Origin of the sequence: Lutibacter sp. HS1-25, assembly GCF_004121075.1 — a bacterium.
Lineage (GTDB): Bacteria > Bacteroidota > Bacteroidia > Flavobacteriales > Flavobacteriaceae > Lutibacter.
Genome location: NZ_RHLN01000012.1, coordinates 1 through 17651, shown reverse-complemented (window position 1 = coordinate 17651; position 17651 = coordinate 1). Strand labels below are relative to the sequence as shown.

Below are 17651 nucleotides of genomic sequence, written 5' to 3'. Positions count from 1 at the left end.
TGTTGCGATAATGCGTAAAGAAGATTGTTTTTATTTAGGCAAAATCGTTAGAAAACATAGTTTTAAAGGGGAAGTTGTAGCTAAGTTAGATACAGACGAACCAGAACTTTACGAAAATTTGGAATCAGTATTTGTTGCTTTAAGCAATAATCTGGTTCCTTTTTTTATTGAAGAAAGTATACTTCAAAAAGGAAATCAATTGCGTATTCAGTTTGAAGATATTACAACTGAAGAAGAAGCTGATGCTATTTTAGGTGCTGGCTTGTATTTGCCACTTGAATTTCTTCCAAAATTAACAGGAAACAAATTTTACTTTCACGAAATTATTGGTTTTGATATTGAAGATATTCATTACGGTTACCTTGGTGTAATTACAGGTGTAAATGATACTTCAGCACAACCATTATTCGAAATCGATTCAAACGGAACAGATGTTTTTATTCCAATGATTGACAATTTTATCAAAAAAGTTGATCGTGATCATAAAAAAATCATTGTTGAAGCTCCAGAGGGTTTAATTGATTTATACCTAGATAACCAATAAATTAGAGGGGTGGCCGAGTGGTCGAAGGCGCACGCCTGGAAAGTGTGTATACTCCAAAAGGGTATCGAGGGTTCGAATCCCTTCTCCTCTGCAAGTAAATAACCAAAAAACAACAAAACCCCATAAACGCTATGTTTATGGGGTTTTTTAATGCCTCAATTTATAACCAAAAACCAAGATGGTCGATTGGCAAGCCACCGCACGGAGTTGGATGCTAAAAGCGGAAGAAATGAAATTATCATCTCGAGCGCAGTCGAGAGCAAACGATCCAAACGCTTTACCACTTGACCATTTTCAAGACAACCTCCAGGTCAACCAAAACAAAAGATATGATATCCCGCTATGAAAATTTTAAAAAACCCCTTTTTCGAAAGAATATATCCTTAAAAGCTTCGAAACCAGGAACGCAGTGACGCGAAGTTTTAAGGATGGTTCTGCGCAGCAGAAATTCCTACGAAAAAGTGTCCTTTTTTGATTCGTTTTTTGGACAAGCAAAAAATGAATAGAATGTTTAATCAAATCCAAAAAAAAACTATGAACCCAACACCACACATCAAAACAGAAGGCACCTCAAAATTCCAAATCGGTGAAATCCGAAACAACACAATTCACTACGATTTTGAAAAAATAAAAACCTACCTCAACATCAAAGGCCATATGTTATTCGGAAAAAACTTCAGAATCTACAAAGAAGACGAAGCTTTGTTCTTCAAACTATGCTCATACTTCATTCAAGACCACCACAGCTGCGCTCAAATGGGAATCGACACCAGCAAAGGTTTGTTGCTTACTGGACCCGTAGGATGTGGCAAAACATCATTAATGAAGTTACTTTTGCACCTGGCACCACACAAAACAAACTACGTGTTTGTTCCAACCCGAAATATTGTGTTTAATTTCAATACATCCGGATTCGAAGTTTTAGAAAAATACAACCAAACAAAAAACTACTGCTTTGACGATTTAGGTGTAGAACCAACCGGTTCTCATTACGCCAAAGAATGCAACGTAATGGGTGAAATACTTTTATCACGTTACGATCTATTTACCCAAACCAGTCAAAGTCTTAGTTTTAGTCAAAGTCTTAGTTTTAGTTTTAGTCAAGGTCATAGTCATTCAAAAACCCACATCACCACCAACCTCAACGTAGACGAAATCGAGAAAAAATATGGAAATCGTGTAAGAAGCAGACTAAGACAAATGATGAACGTTATAGCATTTGACTCAAAATCCACAGATAAAAGGCTGTAGTTCATCATTCACGAATACCAAAACAAATAATAAAGGGATGAGTAATGTTTAACTTGATAAGCTTTGTTCGTGATTCAAAAGATAAAAGACAATAGTATATTTTATGGTTTAATCAGATATTTTTTTAGATAATAGTTATGTTAAACGAAAGATTAGTAAGATTTTAATGATTGGTGTTTACCCATTTTATACCCCTTGTTAACAATTGCCAAGATTCATAGTTGTCAAAATCCTGTGGGTCATGTCCTATAGATAAGTAAAAGATATTTCCTTTTCCAAATTTTGTTGTCCAACAAATGGGCATTACAGCGCCTTCTATCCAATAGTCATAAGTATTAGAAAATGTAGTAGTTGCTAGCACTTTTACTTTAGGGTCTATATGCATATAATACTGCTCAGTATGTTTTATGTCAAAGCTTTTTAATCCTTTACTGATTGGACTTTTCTCATTAGAAATTTTAACAGTATAATTTATTAAACCTCCTGGGTGTGCTACAAATTGTCCGCCAATCATGTATTGGTAACCAGTATTGTTTCTAAATGAATCACCCAATCCACCGTGGCAACCTGCTAATCCAACACCATTTTTCACAGCTTTTTGTAGCGCATTGCTTTGTTCTTTTGAAATTTGCCCCATGGTCCAATGTTGAATAATAATATCGGTATTTTCCATGATTTCTTTTTGTGTATAAACTCCTAATGAATCACTTAAAGTTACAATAGCACCTTCTTTTTGAAGCCATTCATTGACTCTTTTTGCAAAAGCTTCTGGTTGATGACCTTCCCAGCCTCCATACACTAACAATACTCTTTTGTTTTTTAAAGAAGCTAATTTCATGCTTTCCTGAGAAAAAATAGAAGTTGTAAAGAATAATAGCAATGCAATAGCGGATAAATGAATGACTTTATGTTTCATATTCAAATTGGTTTTAATAAAGAATCATATTCTGTAATATTTTTTTGGCTACAATACTTGCGGAAGTATTTGATTTTATTGCTTTTTTTAAATCTAATGTTGAAATGATAATTTCGCCTCTTCCAACCGGAATTCTAACAATCGCCGAAAATAGTTCTTCTTTATGATCAGCATAGATGCCAACAATAGTTTCTCCATTTTCACAACGAATACCAAAACGATTGTTTTCATAACCAGCCAAACATTGATACTCCCAATTGAAAGCGGTATCAACAGGTAATTCATTGAAAATACCATCTTCTTTTACAAAATAATTACCACCATACCAATTGGTTTTTATTTTCCTGTTACCTCTATAATCCATCACTTCTTTAGCTGAAAGCCACTCGGCAAATTTTTCAACATCATCAATAATTACCAATTTATTTCCGTGATTTAGCCATTGTAAAATGTCTTGTCTTAATGGGAATTTTTGTTTTCCAAACAAATCTGTAAAGTTGTCTGTAACCATTACCTGTGTTTCAATATCTTGCGTTTTAACAGCAGTGACATTGTTTTTAACAATAGCGATCTCTTTTAAAATTTCAGGCAAATAATTAGTCGTGTCTGAAATAGTAATAGTTGGTAATTTGTTATTTAATGATGTTACAAATAGTTTCTCGCTACCAAAGGCAATTGTTTTATTTCCTTTTTTTAAGGTGGTATTTACTGTAACATACCCATTATTATTTACGTTGAATTTGATTCCGTTTTTTAAAAGTTCACCATAAGTAGTTCCTCCTGTTACGTTTACAGTAAATGATTTTTTATAGATTTCACCACTACTATCAGTTACAGAAATTTCTAATAGATGCTTGCCTTTTATATTTTTTTCATTTACAATATAAAAATCTACTGAAGCATTTTTTCCTTTCTCTAAAACCAATTCTTGAGCCTTTACAGCTATAAAGAGCGGTTGATTGTAGTGTGCCATTATTTTCGGATCTGCTTTTGGGTTTCTGAAAATATCAACAATACCAGAATGGTTTTCTATTTTTTCACCTTCCCAGCCATTTACAACATAGCAGTCTACAACATTGCTAATTCGCACATTTTCAATAATTCGACCTTGATAATACATTGCCACAGCTCCTAAACTTTGAGTAAGGTCGTCAACTGTTGGAAAAGCTGTTCTAAAACCTTTATCGGTTAAAAAACGATCAAAAGCGTTAAATTGATTGATGTATGCTTGACCGTCCCATCCTAAATTTTTTCCTTGTAGTTCTTTGTTAATTAATTCCAATCTATGAGGAGTTCCTATTGCACCATCTTCTCCCCACATAATAATTTCTTCTTTATTTGTTGAATTTTTATGAAAATTAGTAGGGTCGTTATAAAATTTATCTAAGTAAACTCCTGGTCCGTCAGCATAATGCATATCCCACCAACCTTTGTAAAGAGGCTTATGGTTATAAGGTAGCATGTGCAATTTTACAGGAGCTTCGATTTTTTCAGGATTCATATTATTTTCATAATTCATTCTTTTTGAAAAATTTGTTGACGTAAAAGTGATTGCTCTGGTTTCATCCCAAGTATGCGCTAACTGTATATCTTCAATTTCAAAAGGTTCAGGATCACGAGTAGATTCGTTAATCATGTTGTATAGTACAAGTGAAGGGTGACTTCTAAAAAGTACCATCATTCTTTTTAAACGTTCTCTATTCATTTCCTGAGAAAATTCTGAATTCATCCCAGTTTTGTACCCTCCAGGTTCTGCATAATACAGCAATCCCATTTCGTCAGCTAAATCTAAAATCATTTCTTGTCCAATGCCTCTATGGAAATTTAACATATTTAGTCCTAAATCTTTCGCAATCTGAATTTGTTTTTTTGCCAATTCTTTGTTTGGAATTATTCCGTTAACAGGCCAATAGCCCCAAGAAATAGATGTGCGTAACATCACTCTTTTATGATTTAAGTGAAATTGTTTATCGCCGTTTACATCAACCACATCAAACCATCTAAAACCAAAACGCTTCGTAATTGAATCTGTACTTCCATCATTTCCTTTCCAGGTTAATTTTACATAGTAAAGGTTCGGATTTTCAATAGACCAAAGTTTTGCTTTTGGAAAATTAAAACTAAAGTTAGTTTGATTGTTGTTTAGGACCTGGATACTCTTAGATAAAAGTACCTTATTTTCAGTTTTAAAAAGTTCAGCAATCAATTCACCTGAAACCGAATTGTTAAGGCTATTAAAAGTGGTTTCAATATCAATTTTTGTAATTTCGGGGGTGTTTTTAACAAAAACATCTTCAATATAAGTTTGATCCTTTACCGTAATGTTTACACCACCAGTTATACCGCCAAAGCCGTGGCTGGCACTTAATGGCTTTTTTCCACCCCATTTATCATTTAAAAAGTCAATCCAGGCAAAATTCCCGTCGGGATCCGTGATTCTTACGGCAAGTTCATTTTCTTTTGTGTAATCTATATAATTTGATATTTCAACTGTAAAAGGCGTTCCGTTAAACATGTCGTAACCAGCTAATTGATTATTGATGTAAATTTCAGCTCGTAAACGTGTACTTTCAAAATTTAATAAGATGCGTTTTCCTTTCCAATTTTCATTTGCTTTGAATTTAGTTGAAAACCAGGAAACACCAATATAATCACCAGCTATCCCAAAATCGTTTCCATTTTTACCCCAAAAATATTCTTCAACAGTTGCCGGAATATTAATTTCAATACCATTTTTTTGAAGTGATTCCCATCCTGTAGTAGGTGGATTGTTTGGAAGGTCTTGCAAGTTTGGTTTTAAATGTAATTCATCATCAACCCAAGTAGCATCCTTGTCTAACCAAAGGCGCCATTTGGAAGATGTAAGATCTACAAAATCTAATTTTTGAGCTTGTATGTGGAAAGAAATGAAAATTGCGAAAGTAAAAGCTAAATATCTCATAATAATTTAAGTTAAATTTTATTGTAAATTTATGAGTATGTGATAGCTATGATTTGTTTAATTGAACTAGATAATTGCTGCTTTGTCTAAATATTTACGTTTCAATAAAAAAGAACATAATATTTAAAATAAATGTGTTGAATAAAACAAATTAACTATTATTTGGAACAATTATGATATTAGTTGTTTTTAAGGTTGCTTAATTTTACAATTATAACTTTTAAAAATTTTAAAATGCTCCGTAAAATAATATTTGTAATTCCTGTAATTTTTGTGTTGGTTTTTGTAGCCTGTAAAAACAATGTCGATAAAAAAAATGAAGCAGGATTGTTAGATCAAAATATGTCGACAACGTTAAAATTAAATGAGAAAACATTTAAAGGGAACGATGACGCTATTAAATTATTTACTATAAAAAACAAGAACAATCTTTCGGCAACTTTCACCAATTATGGTCAGCGTTTGGTAACTTTAATGGTGCCAGATAAGGATGGTAATTTGGCGGATATAGTTTTAGGTTTTTATACTTTGGATGAATATAAAAATGCCAGTGAAAATTATTTTGGAAGTTCAGTTGGACGCTATGGAAACAGAATTGCTAAAGGGAAATTTAGCATTGATGGTGAAACATATACTTTGGCTACAAATAATGGTGAAAATCATTTGCACGGAGGGGCTAAAGGATTTAATGATGAAATTTGGAAAGGTGTTCAGCTTGCTGAAAATAAATTAGAATTTAGCCGTTTATCACCTGATATGGAAGAAGGTTATCCTGGAAATTTAAATGTAAAAGTAACTTATACTTTAACCAATGAAAACGAGCTAGTAATGAAGTATGAGGCAACCACAGATAAACCTACAGTTGTAAATTTAACGCATCATTCGTTTTTTAACTTAAAAGGTGACGGTGAAGGAAGTATTAACAATCATATTTTAACCATTAATGCGAATGCATATACTCCTGTAAATAAGACCTTAATTCCGACAGGGGAAATTGAGAGTGTTGTGGGCACTCCATTCGATTTTACTTCACCAAAAACGATAGGTAGGGATTTAGAAATTGAAAATGAACAACTTTCTAATGGTTTTGGTTATGATCATAATTTTGTTTTGAATGAAGAACCAAAAAACGAGGCTGGATTAATTTTTGCAGCCAGAGTTGAGGAACCTGAACATGGTAGGGTTATGGAAATTTATACAAATGAACCTGGTTTACAATTTTATGGAGGAAATTTTTTAGACGGAAAAACAGTTGGGAAAAGTGGAAAGCCCTATAACTATAGAGGAGCTTTTTGTTTAGAAACACAACATTTTCCAGATTCTCCAAATCAAACAAATTTCCCAAGCACTTTGTTAAAACCTGGTGAAAAGTACAACTCAGTTTGTATTTATAAATTTGGAATTATTGGTGAATAATAATTTGTATAAAGTTTTTTGCACCTTAATTTCTTGTTTTTTTATTAAAATAGCATAAAATAGCACAAAATAGCAATAGTTTAAACTGAAATCGCTAAATTTAATTTGGTTGATACGTTACATTTGTTTCATTATTTATTGAGCAACTGAAATATGCTTTTTAGCGAATTTGGACATTTTGAAAACTATTTTATATGAGAATACATAAAACTATTGTCTTTTTCTTGGCATTTATAATTGCATTGCCAACTCTTTTTTCTCAAGAGATAGATTTAAGATTTAATAAAATTTCTGTCGATGACGGTTTAGCGCATTCCGACGTAACTTCAATTGTTCAAGATGAAGCAGGTTTTATATGGTTTGGTACTCTTGGAGGTTTAAATAGATATGATGGGTACGACTTAAAAACATTTTCAAATCAAAACAATCCTTTTGAAAGTGTTTATAAAAATAGAATTTCAAAAATTATTCCTAAGGATAATTATCTGTGGTTGGTTACCCAAGGTGGAATTGAATGTTTTAATGTAAATACAGAATCATTTTTAAAGTTAAAGTGGAAATTAAATGACAATTCACCATTAGTCAACATTAAATTAAATTCTGTTTATGTTTCAAAAGAGAATACCATTTATGTATTGGCAAATAATTATTTTAAAGTTTTTTCAATTCAATTTAATGGTTTAAATGAAATTACTTTAAGCGAAAATTTTCTTCCAGAAGTACCTAAACAAGCAAATTTTTTAGATATGAAAATTGATGAAAATGGCTTGGAGTGGGTTGTTTCAAATGTTGGGTTGTATTACGTTCAAAAATCAAATAATAAAGTTAATTTAAGGCGAATAAAAGTTTCTACAGGTAATAATAATTACAATATGCTTACGGGTTTAAATACCAGTGAAACAAATTATTTGTTATTGGGAACCGAAGGAGGTTTTTTAAAAGCAAATACTGCAGTTTTTGATAAAGTAAATGAAAATAGTTTATCAGCTTCTTATTATAAAATTGAAAATCCATACATCAGTAATAAAAATATTTTTGATAATCAATTCTATATAAGTTCTTTTGAAAAAGGATTAAATAATGATTATTGGATAGCTACAAGTTACGGTTTAGTAAAAGCAAATTTGGTAAATACCACATATGAGTTTAGTTATTTTAACGAGGAGAATTCTAATTTATCATCGAGCTCAATAATTGGTTTGTTAAAAGATAGCTCAGGAATTTTATGGATATCTAATTACGATGGAGGTGTAAGTTATGTTGATTTAAATCAGAAAAAATTTAATTCTATTAAGCACGAGGCAAATTCAACAAACACTATTTCTGAAAATTATGTTAGAGCTGTTTTAGAAGATAATGATGGTAATGTTTGGATTGGTACTGAAAAGACCGGGCTTAATTATTATGATTTAAAAACAAATAAAGTCAAGGTTTTTAAACATCATGCTGAAAATTCAAGTAGTATATCAAGTAATAAAATTAGAAGCTTGGTACTAGATAACAAGGAAAGGTTATGGGTTGCTACTGTTGAAGGTTTGAACATTTTAGAAAACAAGTCTGATAAATTTCTAAAGATATCTGATGATGAAAAAAGTAAACCTTCAATTTCAAACAATATTATTTTTTCACTAGCAAAAGATAAATTTGGAAACATTTGGGCTGGGTCATGGTTAAAGGGTTTGAATAGAATTGAATATGACAACATAAATAATTACAAAATTGAACATGTTTTTAAAAAAACAGAAGGAGATAAATATGGTTTGTCATCAAATGTAATAACATTTGTTTATGCAGATGATTATTATCCTGAAGTGTTTGTTGGAACAGATAATGGTTTAAACCATATTTTTTTAAATGAAGATGGAACCATTAAAGAAATTTTACATTATATAGGAAATGTAGATTATAAAAATAGTATCAGTTCAAATTGGATTTGGCCAATAGTTCGTGAAAACGATTCAACCTTATGGGTTGGAACTTTGGGAGGCGGTTTAGATAAATTGATTATAAGTCCTAAATATGAGTTAGGCTATAAGGCAAAAAAATATTCTGTTGCTGAAGGAGCGCCTTCAACAGATATTGAAAGTATTTTATACGATAGTAAAAATAATGAGCTTTGGTTAGGCGGTAAGGGGTTGTCAATGTTTAATATTGAAAAAGAAGAATTTACAAATTTTGACAAAGAAGATGGTTTGGTTGGTAATAGTTTTAAGGTTGGGGCGTCTTATCATGGTAAAAGTGGAAATTTTTATTTTGGTAGTACAGCTGGTCTTAATTACTTTTTACCCTCAAACATATTAGTTAACAATTATAAATCACGAGTTGTTTTAACTAATTTATATGTTAATAATAAAATTGTAAATGTTTTTAAAAGTGATGATGATGACAATCAAATATTAAAATCTTCAATAAATTCTGTTGAAGAAATTACCTTAAATTATTTAGAAAATAATTTTCAAATACAGTTTTCTTCACTGCATTTTGCAAATCCTAGCAGAACTCAATTTAAATATAAATTGTCTAAATATAACGAAGAATGGATTTATGCCGAATCTAACGATAGAAAGGCTAGTTATTCAAACCTTCCATACGGAGAATATATTTTTAAAGTAAAAGCAACTAACAATGATGGTGTTTGGTCAGATGAAATGAAAACTTTAAAAATTACCATATTAGCACCTTGGTGGTTAACAAATACAGCTATTTTTTTCTATATATTATTTTTTATCCTCATTCTTATTGTTGGCTATTTGGCAATTGTAAGATGGTTTAAATTAAAAAATGATTATGAAGTTTCTTTGATTCATGAACAAGAAAAAGATAAATTATTTCAGTTAACAAGCCAGTTCTTTACCAATATTTCTCATGAATTTAAAACTCCTTTAACTTTAATTTTAAATCCTTTGGAGAAGTTAATGAGTAATGATGAAAGTAACGATTATAAAAAGGAAAAGTATTATCAATTAATGTACAAAAATGCCAAAAGACTTTTAAGATTAATTAATGAATTGGTAGACTACAGAAAAGTAAATTCCGACTCTTATAAGTTAAAGGCTAGGTTACATGAAATTGCTCCATTTTTTAATGAAATACAAGAGTCATTTATAGCTACAGCTGAAAATAAATCTATAGAATTAAATTTTGAAAATAATTTACAAATTAAAGAGTTGCAATTCGATAGATCGGTACTAGAGAAAATTATTTTTAATATTTTAGGAAATGCTTTGAAATTTACTCCAAATGGAGGTAAAATTTCAGTGAGATTAAATGATAAACCTGAAAAAAGTAATTTTAGATATGCACATTCCAATCATATTAAATCTGATTACAACGCACCAGATTACGTATACTTAACAATAGAAGATACCGGTAAAGGTATTGATGAGCGTTCGATGGAATTTATTTTTGATAGATTCTTTCAAGGAGACAATGCATCGGACATACAAGGATCTGGAATAGGGTTAACGTTGGTCAAAAGTTTGGTAGGTATTCATCATATAAATTTGCATGTTTTTAGCCAAGAAAATATTGGTACAAAATTTATTTTAGCAATTCCTAACATTGATTTTAAGGAGGTTTTTGGTGAACAAAAATTAGAAAATTCTGTTCAGCTTTCTAAAAGTGCATTAAGTCCTTTTGTAGATAAGCAAAGCATAATTACAGACAGTAAACTAAAGTTGTTTGAAACTTTTACAAAACCAGAAGTACTGTTGGTTGAAGATAATTCAGAATTAAGAAGTTTTGTGAAAGATCATTTTGACGAAGAATTTAATATAATTGAAGCAGAAAATGGTGTTGAAGCGCTTAAACTTTTAGAGAAACATAAAATTCAGGTTATAATTAGCGACATAATGATGCCTGAAATGGACGGCGTAACTTTGTGTAAAAAAGTAAAAGAAAATTACAAGTATCGTGGAATTCCATTTATTTTATTATCAGCAAAATACAATGTAGAAAGTCAAATTGAAGGTGCGCAATCTGGAGCAGATGTCTATATTTCTAAGCCATTTAGTATGGAAGTATTGCATTTAACAATTTTAAATATTTTAAGAACAAGAAAACAACTCAAAGAAACAACATTAGAAAATACTTTTGAAGAAGCTCGAAAAAATGTAAAAGGAGATATTGAAGATGAATTTTTAAAAGATGTAATAAATTGTATAGATGAAAATATAGAAGATGTAGATTTTGATGTTGTTAAATTGTGTAGTTTATTAGGTATTAGCAAAACCAAACTTTATACAAAAATTAAAGAAGTAACTTCAGAGTCGGTAGGTGGCCTAATAAGAGAGATTCGTTTAAAAAAGGCAGCTCAAATTTTATCTAGTTCAGATTTAAATATAATTCAGGTAATGGATAAGGTTGGAATTCAAAGCCAATCTCATTTTACAAAAAGTTTTAAAAAACAGTTTGGTGTAACCCCTTCAGAGTTTGTGAAAAATTTAAAAAATAACGATTAACTTATAGCGAAAGTACCTTCTTATAGTAAATTAAAATTAAATATCTAAAGCCTGTTAATTAAAATTAACAGGCTTTTTTTATGATAAATAAGTACCAATATTTTGTTAAGAGAAAAATTGCACAAAAAAGTAAAGATTTTTAAAAATTACACAAAAAAGCAAAATGTCTTTTCATTTGAGCAACGTTAAACGCCGTTTATGTCAATAAATTTGAACTATTATTAAAAATAAAAGAATGATAGAGCAAGTAAATGCATCGAAATTAAAGGTTTTAAATATAGTAAAATGAAAAAAATAATTATAACATTATTGGTAGGACTATTGTTAGTTGTTGGATGTAAAAATGATACATCAAAAGAAGTAGTTTCTCAAGATACAGTTGTACTGTATCCACCAGTAAAAGACATAGACAAAATTCATGGTATGTCTGAATCAACAATATTTGATTTAAAAGTAAACAATAAAGATGCCTTTGTTTACCATACCCGAGAAATAAAAGATGAACATGAACATGTAAAACAGTTAAAAAGTGTTTCGTATGATGGTGTTTCGTATGTAAATTTTTCAACAAATGAAAGTGTTACCCTAGAGGTAAAATGTTTATTAGAAAATGCTTCAAACTGGAAAGTGTTACCTTTTAGAGAAGGTGTCGTTGTAAATGAAGAAAACCAAACTTTAACACTCACAATTAATCAACCTGAAAAATTTGTTGTTAGCGCTACAATTAATGGCAAAGAGCATTCTTTTATAATTAGTGTAGAATTGCCAGAAATGTTAATTCCTTCAAAAGACGATAAAGGTGTATTGTTTCTCGAACCAGGGATTCATCAATATGGTCAGGCTTGGGACCCATATGTAAATGGAATTCATACAGTTTATGTTGCTGGTGGTGCCATTTTAGAAGCTACAATTAAAGCTAAAAATAAGAAAAACGTTAAACTTATAGGTAGAGGGTTTATTTCTCAATCTTTTGTTCCACATGCTGAGGAATCTTCAGAAGACGAAAATGCAAGAGAGCAAGAATGGGATGCAGATTGGTTAGGTATTGTTTTTATTGATTCTCAAGATGTTGTAATAGACGGTATTGCTATAGGAAGTAGTCCTAGTTACCAGGTGGAGGTTGCAAACTGTAAAGATATTGTTATGCGAAATTTAAAACTTTGCGGTTTTGGTGAACATAATAATGATGGCGTACATACATACAGTTCGGGTGTGTTGCTTGAAGATACTTTTATTGCTAGCAATGATGATCGCATATGTATTACCGGTTTGTATGATAAAGAAAATGGTAGTGATGAAATACAATGGGACGGAAGTGATGAATTAACTGGAGTTTCTGTGTCAAATATAAGAATCAAAAATATGGTTTTTTGGGGTTTAGATAATAATGGCGGAGACATTATGCTTACTTGGAATGGCGCTGGTTTTGCAAAAGATATTTGGGTAGAGAACGTAGTGAGTTTAACAGGAACTAACAAAGCTTTTATTGCTGCTCGCCACGGAGGAAGCGCAGATATTTACAATTTAACTTTCAAAAACGTACAATTAAATCACGGAAACTTATTTGATGTAGAAATTGGAGAATCTAATTATCAAGGAGCCGGTGGTGGAAAATTAAGAAATGTATTATTAGAAAATATTACTATAAATGCAAGTTTTGCTGAAATAGGAAAACAATTAATAGGTGAAAGTACTGCTAGTAATATTGATGGAATCAAATTAAAAAATATACAAACAAATGAAGGGGTTGTAACAGATTTTGATCAGCTTAATGTTGATACAAATACCTTCGTTACTAATATTGAAATTATTAAATAATTATGGAGAATAGCATTTTTGTACTTGGTTTTTGGGATTATTTTGCTTTTTTCGGATATTTTGCTGTCTTAAGTTTTATAGGCTGGTGGTTTGGTCGTAAAAAGAATGATAGTTCTTCTGATTATTTTTTAGCAGGTAGAACCTTACCTTGGTACGTTGTTGGTAGTTCATATATAGCTGCTAATATAAGTACAGAACATTTTATTGGATTAATTGGAGCTGCAGTTATTTACGGAATTAGTGTAGCCACAGGTGAGTGGAGTACTGTAATTGCCTTCACGTTTTTGATATGGCTTTTTATACCATACTTATTAACTTCTAAAGTTTATACTACTCCAGAATATTTAGAAAAAAGATTCAATAAAAAAACAAGATTAATTTTTGCGTTGGTTTCAATCTTAGCAAATGTTTTTGCTTTTATGGGACCTGTAATTTATGGAGGTAGCTTAATCTTAATCGAGTTTTTTAACCTTTCTCCAATTAACGCATGTATTATTATAGGTATTACTACTGGTGGTTGGGCTGTATGGGGTGGATTAAAATCGGTTGCATTTATGGATGTGTTAACCATTTTAATAATGGTGTTTGGAGGTTTAACAGTTACGTTTTTAGGATTGGTTTATTTAGGTGAAGGTGAAGGGATTTTTTCAGGATTTTCAAAAATGATTGATGTAAATACTGGAGGTATTGCCTGGGCAAAAGATTGGATTGATATCAATGTGACAAATATTTTAAAAGGTTCAAATGTTGGAGATAACTATAATAGATTATCGGTTATTCAGCCTTTAAATCACGATACAAACCCTTGGACACATTGGGTGTTTAGTTTCTTTTATATAGGACTTTGGTATACAGTTATCAATCAAACAATGGTTCAGAAAATATTTGCAGCAAAAGACATGTACCATGCACGTGCTGGGATGATGTTTGCAAGTTTTTTAAAGTTGTTATTACCGGTTATTGTGGTAATTCCAGGATTGATATTTTTTGCTATGAAACCTGAGTTTTTAAGTTCAAGTGATTGGAGTTTTCAAAGTGAACAAGCCAACAAAACATATATTGTAATGGTCAATATTTTAGTGCCAACTTTTATGAAAGGTATTTTATTGGCAGCTCTTTTTGGAGCCATACAGTCTACCGTTAGTTCTGTGTTAAACTCAACTTCAACAATGTTTACTATTGATTTGTATAGAGATGTTTATAAAAAGAGCGAAAGCGAAGGCCATTATATTAATGTAGGTAAAGTTTCAGGAATCATATTTTTAGGCACATCAGTATTGTTTGCTATTATATTATCAACAGTAACAAAGGTAAATCTATTTGTACTTATTCAAGCACTGTATACATTTATAGCACCACCATTTTCTGCATTGTTTTTATTAGGTATGATTTGGAAAAGAGTTGGAGGAAAGGATGCTTTAGTTACTATTATTGGTGGTTTTGCAATGGCCGGTTTGTTAAAGTATTTAGAATTTGGTCCATTGCAGGATTCAACTTCAACAATCGCCAATATAATTAAGCCATTTGCAAATCAAGGGTTAATAACTTGGGTGTTTTCAATGATACTTTGTATAGGTTCAACATTAATAACTAAAAAACCTACGGGTTACCAAGTTAGTGATGATTTGGTTTTTAATATCAATGGTGAAGCACTTAAAGAAGGATTAGGAACAAAGTGGTATAACAGTATTTTCTTGTGGTGGCTATTATGTGTGTTGATGTTAGTAGGAATTATAGTTACGTTTTCAGTGATATTATAAAAAGTAAAATAAAATGAATAATAATAAAATCTCAAAAAGAGCTTTAAAACCACCAATGGGGTGGAATAGTTGGGATTGTTTTGGTACCAATGTAACAGAACAAGAAGTAAAAGATAATGCCGAATTTATTGCAAAAAACTTAAAGCAATATGGGTGGGAATATGTAGTAGTTGATTTAGGATGGTACGGACCAGAGATTGACAATCATAATTATAAAACAGAAAATATTCCTCAATTAATTGATGAATACGGAAGGTTAATACCTGATCCAATTCGCTTCCCTTCATCGGTAAACGGAGCAGGGTTTAAACCTCTGGCCGATTATATTCATAGTTTAGGGTTAAAGCTAGGAATTCATATTATGCGTGGTATTCCTGTACAAGCAGTTCAACAAAAAACCAAAGTAAAAGGAACAAATGTCACTGCAGATCAAATAGCTTACAACAGAGAGCGTTGTCCTTGGTTTAATAGTTTAAGAACATTGGATTTTTCAAAGCCAGAAGCACAAAACTATTACGATTCTATATTTGAATTATATGCGCAATGGGGGGTAGATTATATCAAAGCCGATGATGTAAATGCTTGGTCTGAAGTTCATAGAAGTAGTGGTTCTCCAACAGGGGAAGGTTCTCCTTACAGAATTGATGATATTGAAGGAATGGCGAAGGCTATTAACAATTCAGGAAGAGAAATTGTATTTAGTATTTCTCCAGGAGGTCCTGAAACCACAATTATCAATCATTTGAGAAATCACGCTAATCTATGGCGTATTTCTGCAGATTTTTGGGATGAATGGGGTTCGTTAAAGGCTCAAATGGATCGATGTGAAATATGGGCACCTTTTGTAACAGAAGGTCATTGGCCAGATGCAGATATGTTACCATTAGGCGATTTGCCAAGAGGTGAATCAGGCGGAATAAATCGTGTTTCAAACTTCACAAATGATGAGCAAATAACAGTAATGACTTTGTGGTCTATGTTCCGTTCGCCATTAATGTTTGGAGGAAATTTACCTAAAACAAGCGAGTTTACAATTGGTTTAATTAGTAATGAAGAGGTTTTAGAAGTAAATCAACATAGCTGGAATAATAGATTGTTAAGAGGTGATTCTAACGAAAAAATATGGGTAGCTGAAAATGAAAAGGGAATTTATGTAGCCTTGTTTAATGTTTCAGATGATGAAAGAGAAATTACTTTCAATTTTTCAGAAGTACAACTGTCAGGAATTCAATCATTGAGAGATGTGTGGAAAAAAGAAGACTTGTTCAATATTTCTGATAGTTTTTCAGCAAAAGTAGCACCACACGGAGCTAAAATGTATTTAATAAAAAGATAAGACAGCGTTAAAATGAGTAACATAAATTTAAGATCAGCAGACAATATAAGAGCTTTGGCCATTTCAATGGTTGAGCAGGCAAATTCAGGACATCCAGGAGGACCAATGGGAGGCGCCGATTTTATGCATATTTTATATTCAGAATTTTTAAACTTTGATCCAAGTGATATGTCTTGGCCATTTAGAGACCGTTTCTTTATGGATGCAGGACATTTATCAACCCTATTATATGCACAATATTATTTATTGGGTAATTATAAAAAAGAAGATATCAAAAACTTCAGACAATGGGGTTCTGTAACTCCAGGTCATCCAGAAGTTGATGTTTTAAGAGGAATTGAAAATACATCAGGACCATTAGGACAAGGACATACAATGGGTGTTGGAGCAGCCATTGCAGCTAAATTTTTAGCAGAACGTTTTGGTTATTGGATGAATCATAAAATTTACGGATTTATTTCAGATGGAGGCGTTCAGGAAGAAATTTCACAAGGAGCAGGAAGAATAGCAGGACATTTAGGATTGAACAATTTTATTATGTTCTATGATGCAAATGATGTGCAATTATCTACAATGACTGATGAAGTAACATCAGAAGACACTGCAAAAAAATACGAAGCTTGGGGTTGGAAAGTAGTAACTATTGATGGTCATAACCACGATGAGATTAGAAAAGCCTTAAAAGATGCTAATAATGAGCAAGAAAAACCAACCTTAATAATTGGTAAAACCATTATGGGTAAAGGTTGTGTTACTGAAACAGGTGCTAATTGGGAAGGACATTGTGAACTACACGGACAGCCAATTGGACATACAGGAGCCGATTTTAATGCTACCCTAAAAAACTTAGGTGCTGATGTAAACGATCCTTTTGCAAAATATGCCGATGTTGAAGCGTTTTACGCAACCCTTTTAGAAAATAAAAAAGCAGCTGCAGCAGCAAAAAAAGCTGAAATAAGCAAATGGAGAAGTGACAATCCTGAACTAGCAGAAAAGTTAGATGGCTTTTTAGCAGGAAAATTACCAGCGTTAAATTTTGAATCTATTGTTAATAAACCAGGATTGGCAACCAGAGCAGCTTCAGCAAATGTGTTGGGTTATTTAGCACAAAATGTGGAGAATATGATTGTTTCTTCAGCCGATTTATCAAACAGTGATAAAACAGATGGTTTCTTAAAAAATACACACGCCTTAAAAAAGAATGATTTT

Annotated in this window: 9 protein-coding genes, 1 tRNA gene and 1 pseudogene; 9 read left to right on the top strand and 2 right to left on the bottom strand. The window is 31.5% G+C overall.

The window, feature by feature from the left end:
* Window positions 1-10 precede the first annotated feature (10 nt).
* From rimM to EC396_RS06205, 3 genes are all read left to right on the top strand, one after another.
* The gene (rimM, locus tag EC396_RS06215; protein ID WP_129365841.1) at window positions 11-544 is read left to right on the top strand and encodes a ribosome maturation factor RimM; all 534 of its coding nucleotides are present in this window, start codon (window positions 11-13) and stop codon (window positions 542-544) included.
* Between the two features lie 3 nt (window positions 545-547).
* A tRNA-Ser gene (locus tag EC396_RS06210) sits at window positions 548-635 on the top strand.
* A 443-nt stretch (window positions 636-1078) separates the two neighbouring features.
* Complete coding sequence (locus EC396_RS06205; RefSeq protein ID WP_129365885.1) at window positions 1079-1795, top strand: ATPase; 717 nt, start codon at window positions 1079-1081, stop codon at window positions 1793-1795.
* A 163-nt stretch (window positions 1796-1958) separates the two neighbouring features.
* On the opposite strand, the gene EC396_RS06200 is transcribed toward EC396_RS06205, so the two are convergent.
* Both EC396_RS06200 and EC396_RS06195 read right to left on the bottom strand, forming a co-directional pair.
* Window positions 1959-2711, bottom strand: coding sequence for a ThuA domain-containing protein (locus EC396_RS06200; protein WP_129365840.1), 753 nt, complete (start codon window positions 2709-2711; stop codon window positions 1959-1961).
* Between the two features lie 13 nt (window positions 2712-2724).
* Window positions 2725-5652, bottom strand: coding sequence for a glycoside hydrolase family 2 protein (locus EC396_RS06195; protein WP_129365839.1), 2928 nt, complete (start codon window positions 5650-5652; stop codon window positions 2725-2727).
* 234 nt (window positions 5653-5886) lie between these two features.
* On the opposite strand from EC396_RS06195, the gene EC396_RS06190 reads away from it, so the two are divergent.
* From EC396_RS06190 to EC396_RS06165, 6 genes and pseudogenes are all read left to right on the top strand, one after another.
* Complete coding sequence (locus EC396_RS06190; protein ID WP_129365838.1) at window positions 5887-7068, top strand: aldose epimerase family protein; 1182 nt, start codon at window positions 5887-5889, stop codon at window positions 7066-7068.
* A gap of 194 nt (window positions 7069-7262) precedes the next feature.
* Window positions 7263-11528 carry a hybrid sensor histidine kinase/response regulator transcription factor gene (locus tag EC396_RS06185; protein ID WP_129365837.1) on the top strand — a complete coding sequence of 1422 codons (4266 nt, stop codon included), beginning with the start codon at window positions 7263-7265 and terminating at the stop codon, window positions 11526-11528.
* Window positions 11529-11813: 285 nt separating this feature from the next.
* Window positions 11814-13346, top strand: a complete 1533-nt coding sequence (locus EC396_RS06180) for a hypothetical protein (protein WP_129365836.1) — start codon at window positions 11814-11816, stop codon at window positions 13344-13346.
* 2 nt (window positions 13347-13348) lie between these two features.
* Window positions 13349-15106: an SLC5 family protein gene (locus EC396_RS06175; protein WP_129365835.1), complete on the top strand. Its 1758-nt coding sequence runs from the start codon at window positions 13349-13351 to the stop codon at window positions 15104-15106.
* A gap of 13 nt (window positions 15107-15119) precedes the next feature.
* Window positions 15120-16442, top strand: coding sequence for a glycoside hydrolase family 27 protein (locus EC396_RS06170; RefSeq protein WP_129365834.1), 1323 nt, complete (start codon window positions 15120-15122; stop codon window positions 16440-16442).
* Between the two features lie 12 nt (window positions 16443-16454).
* A pseudogene (locus tag EC396_RS06165) lies at window positions 16455-17651 on the top strand (transketolase); the annotation flags it as partial.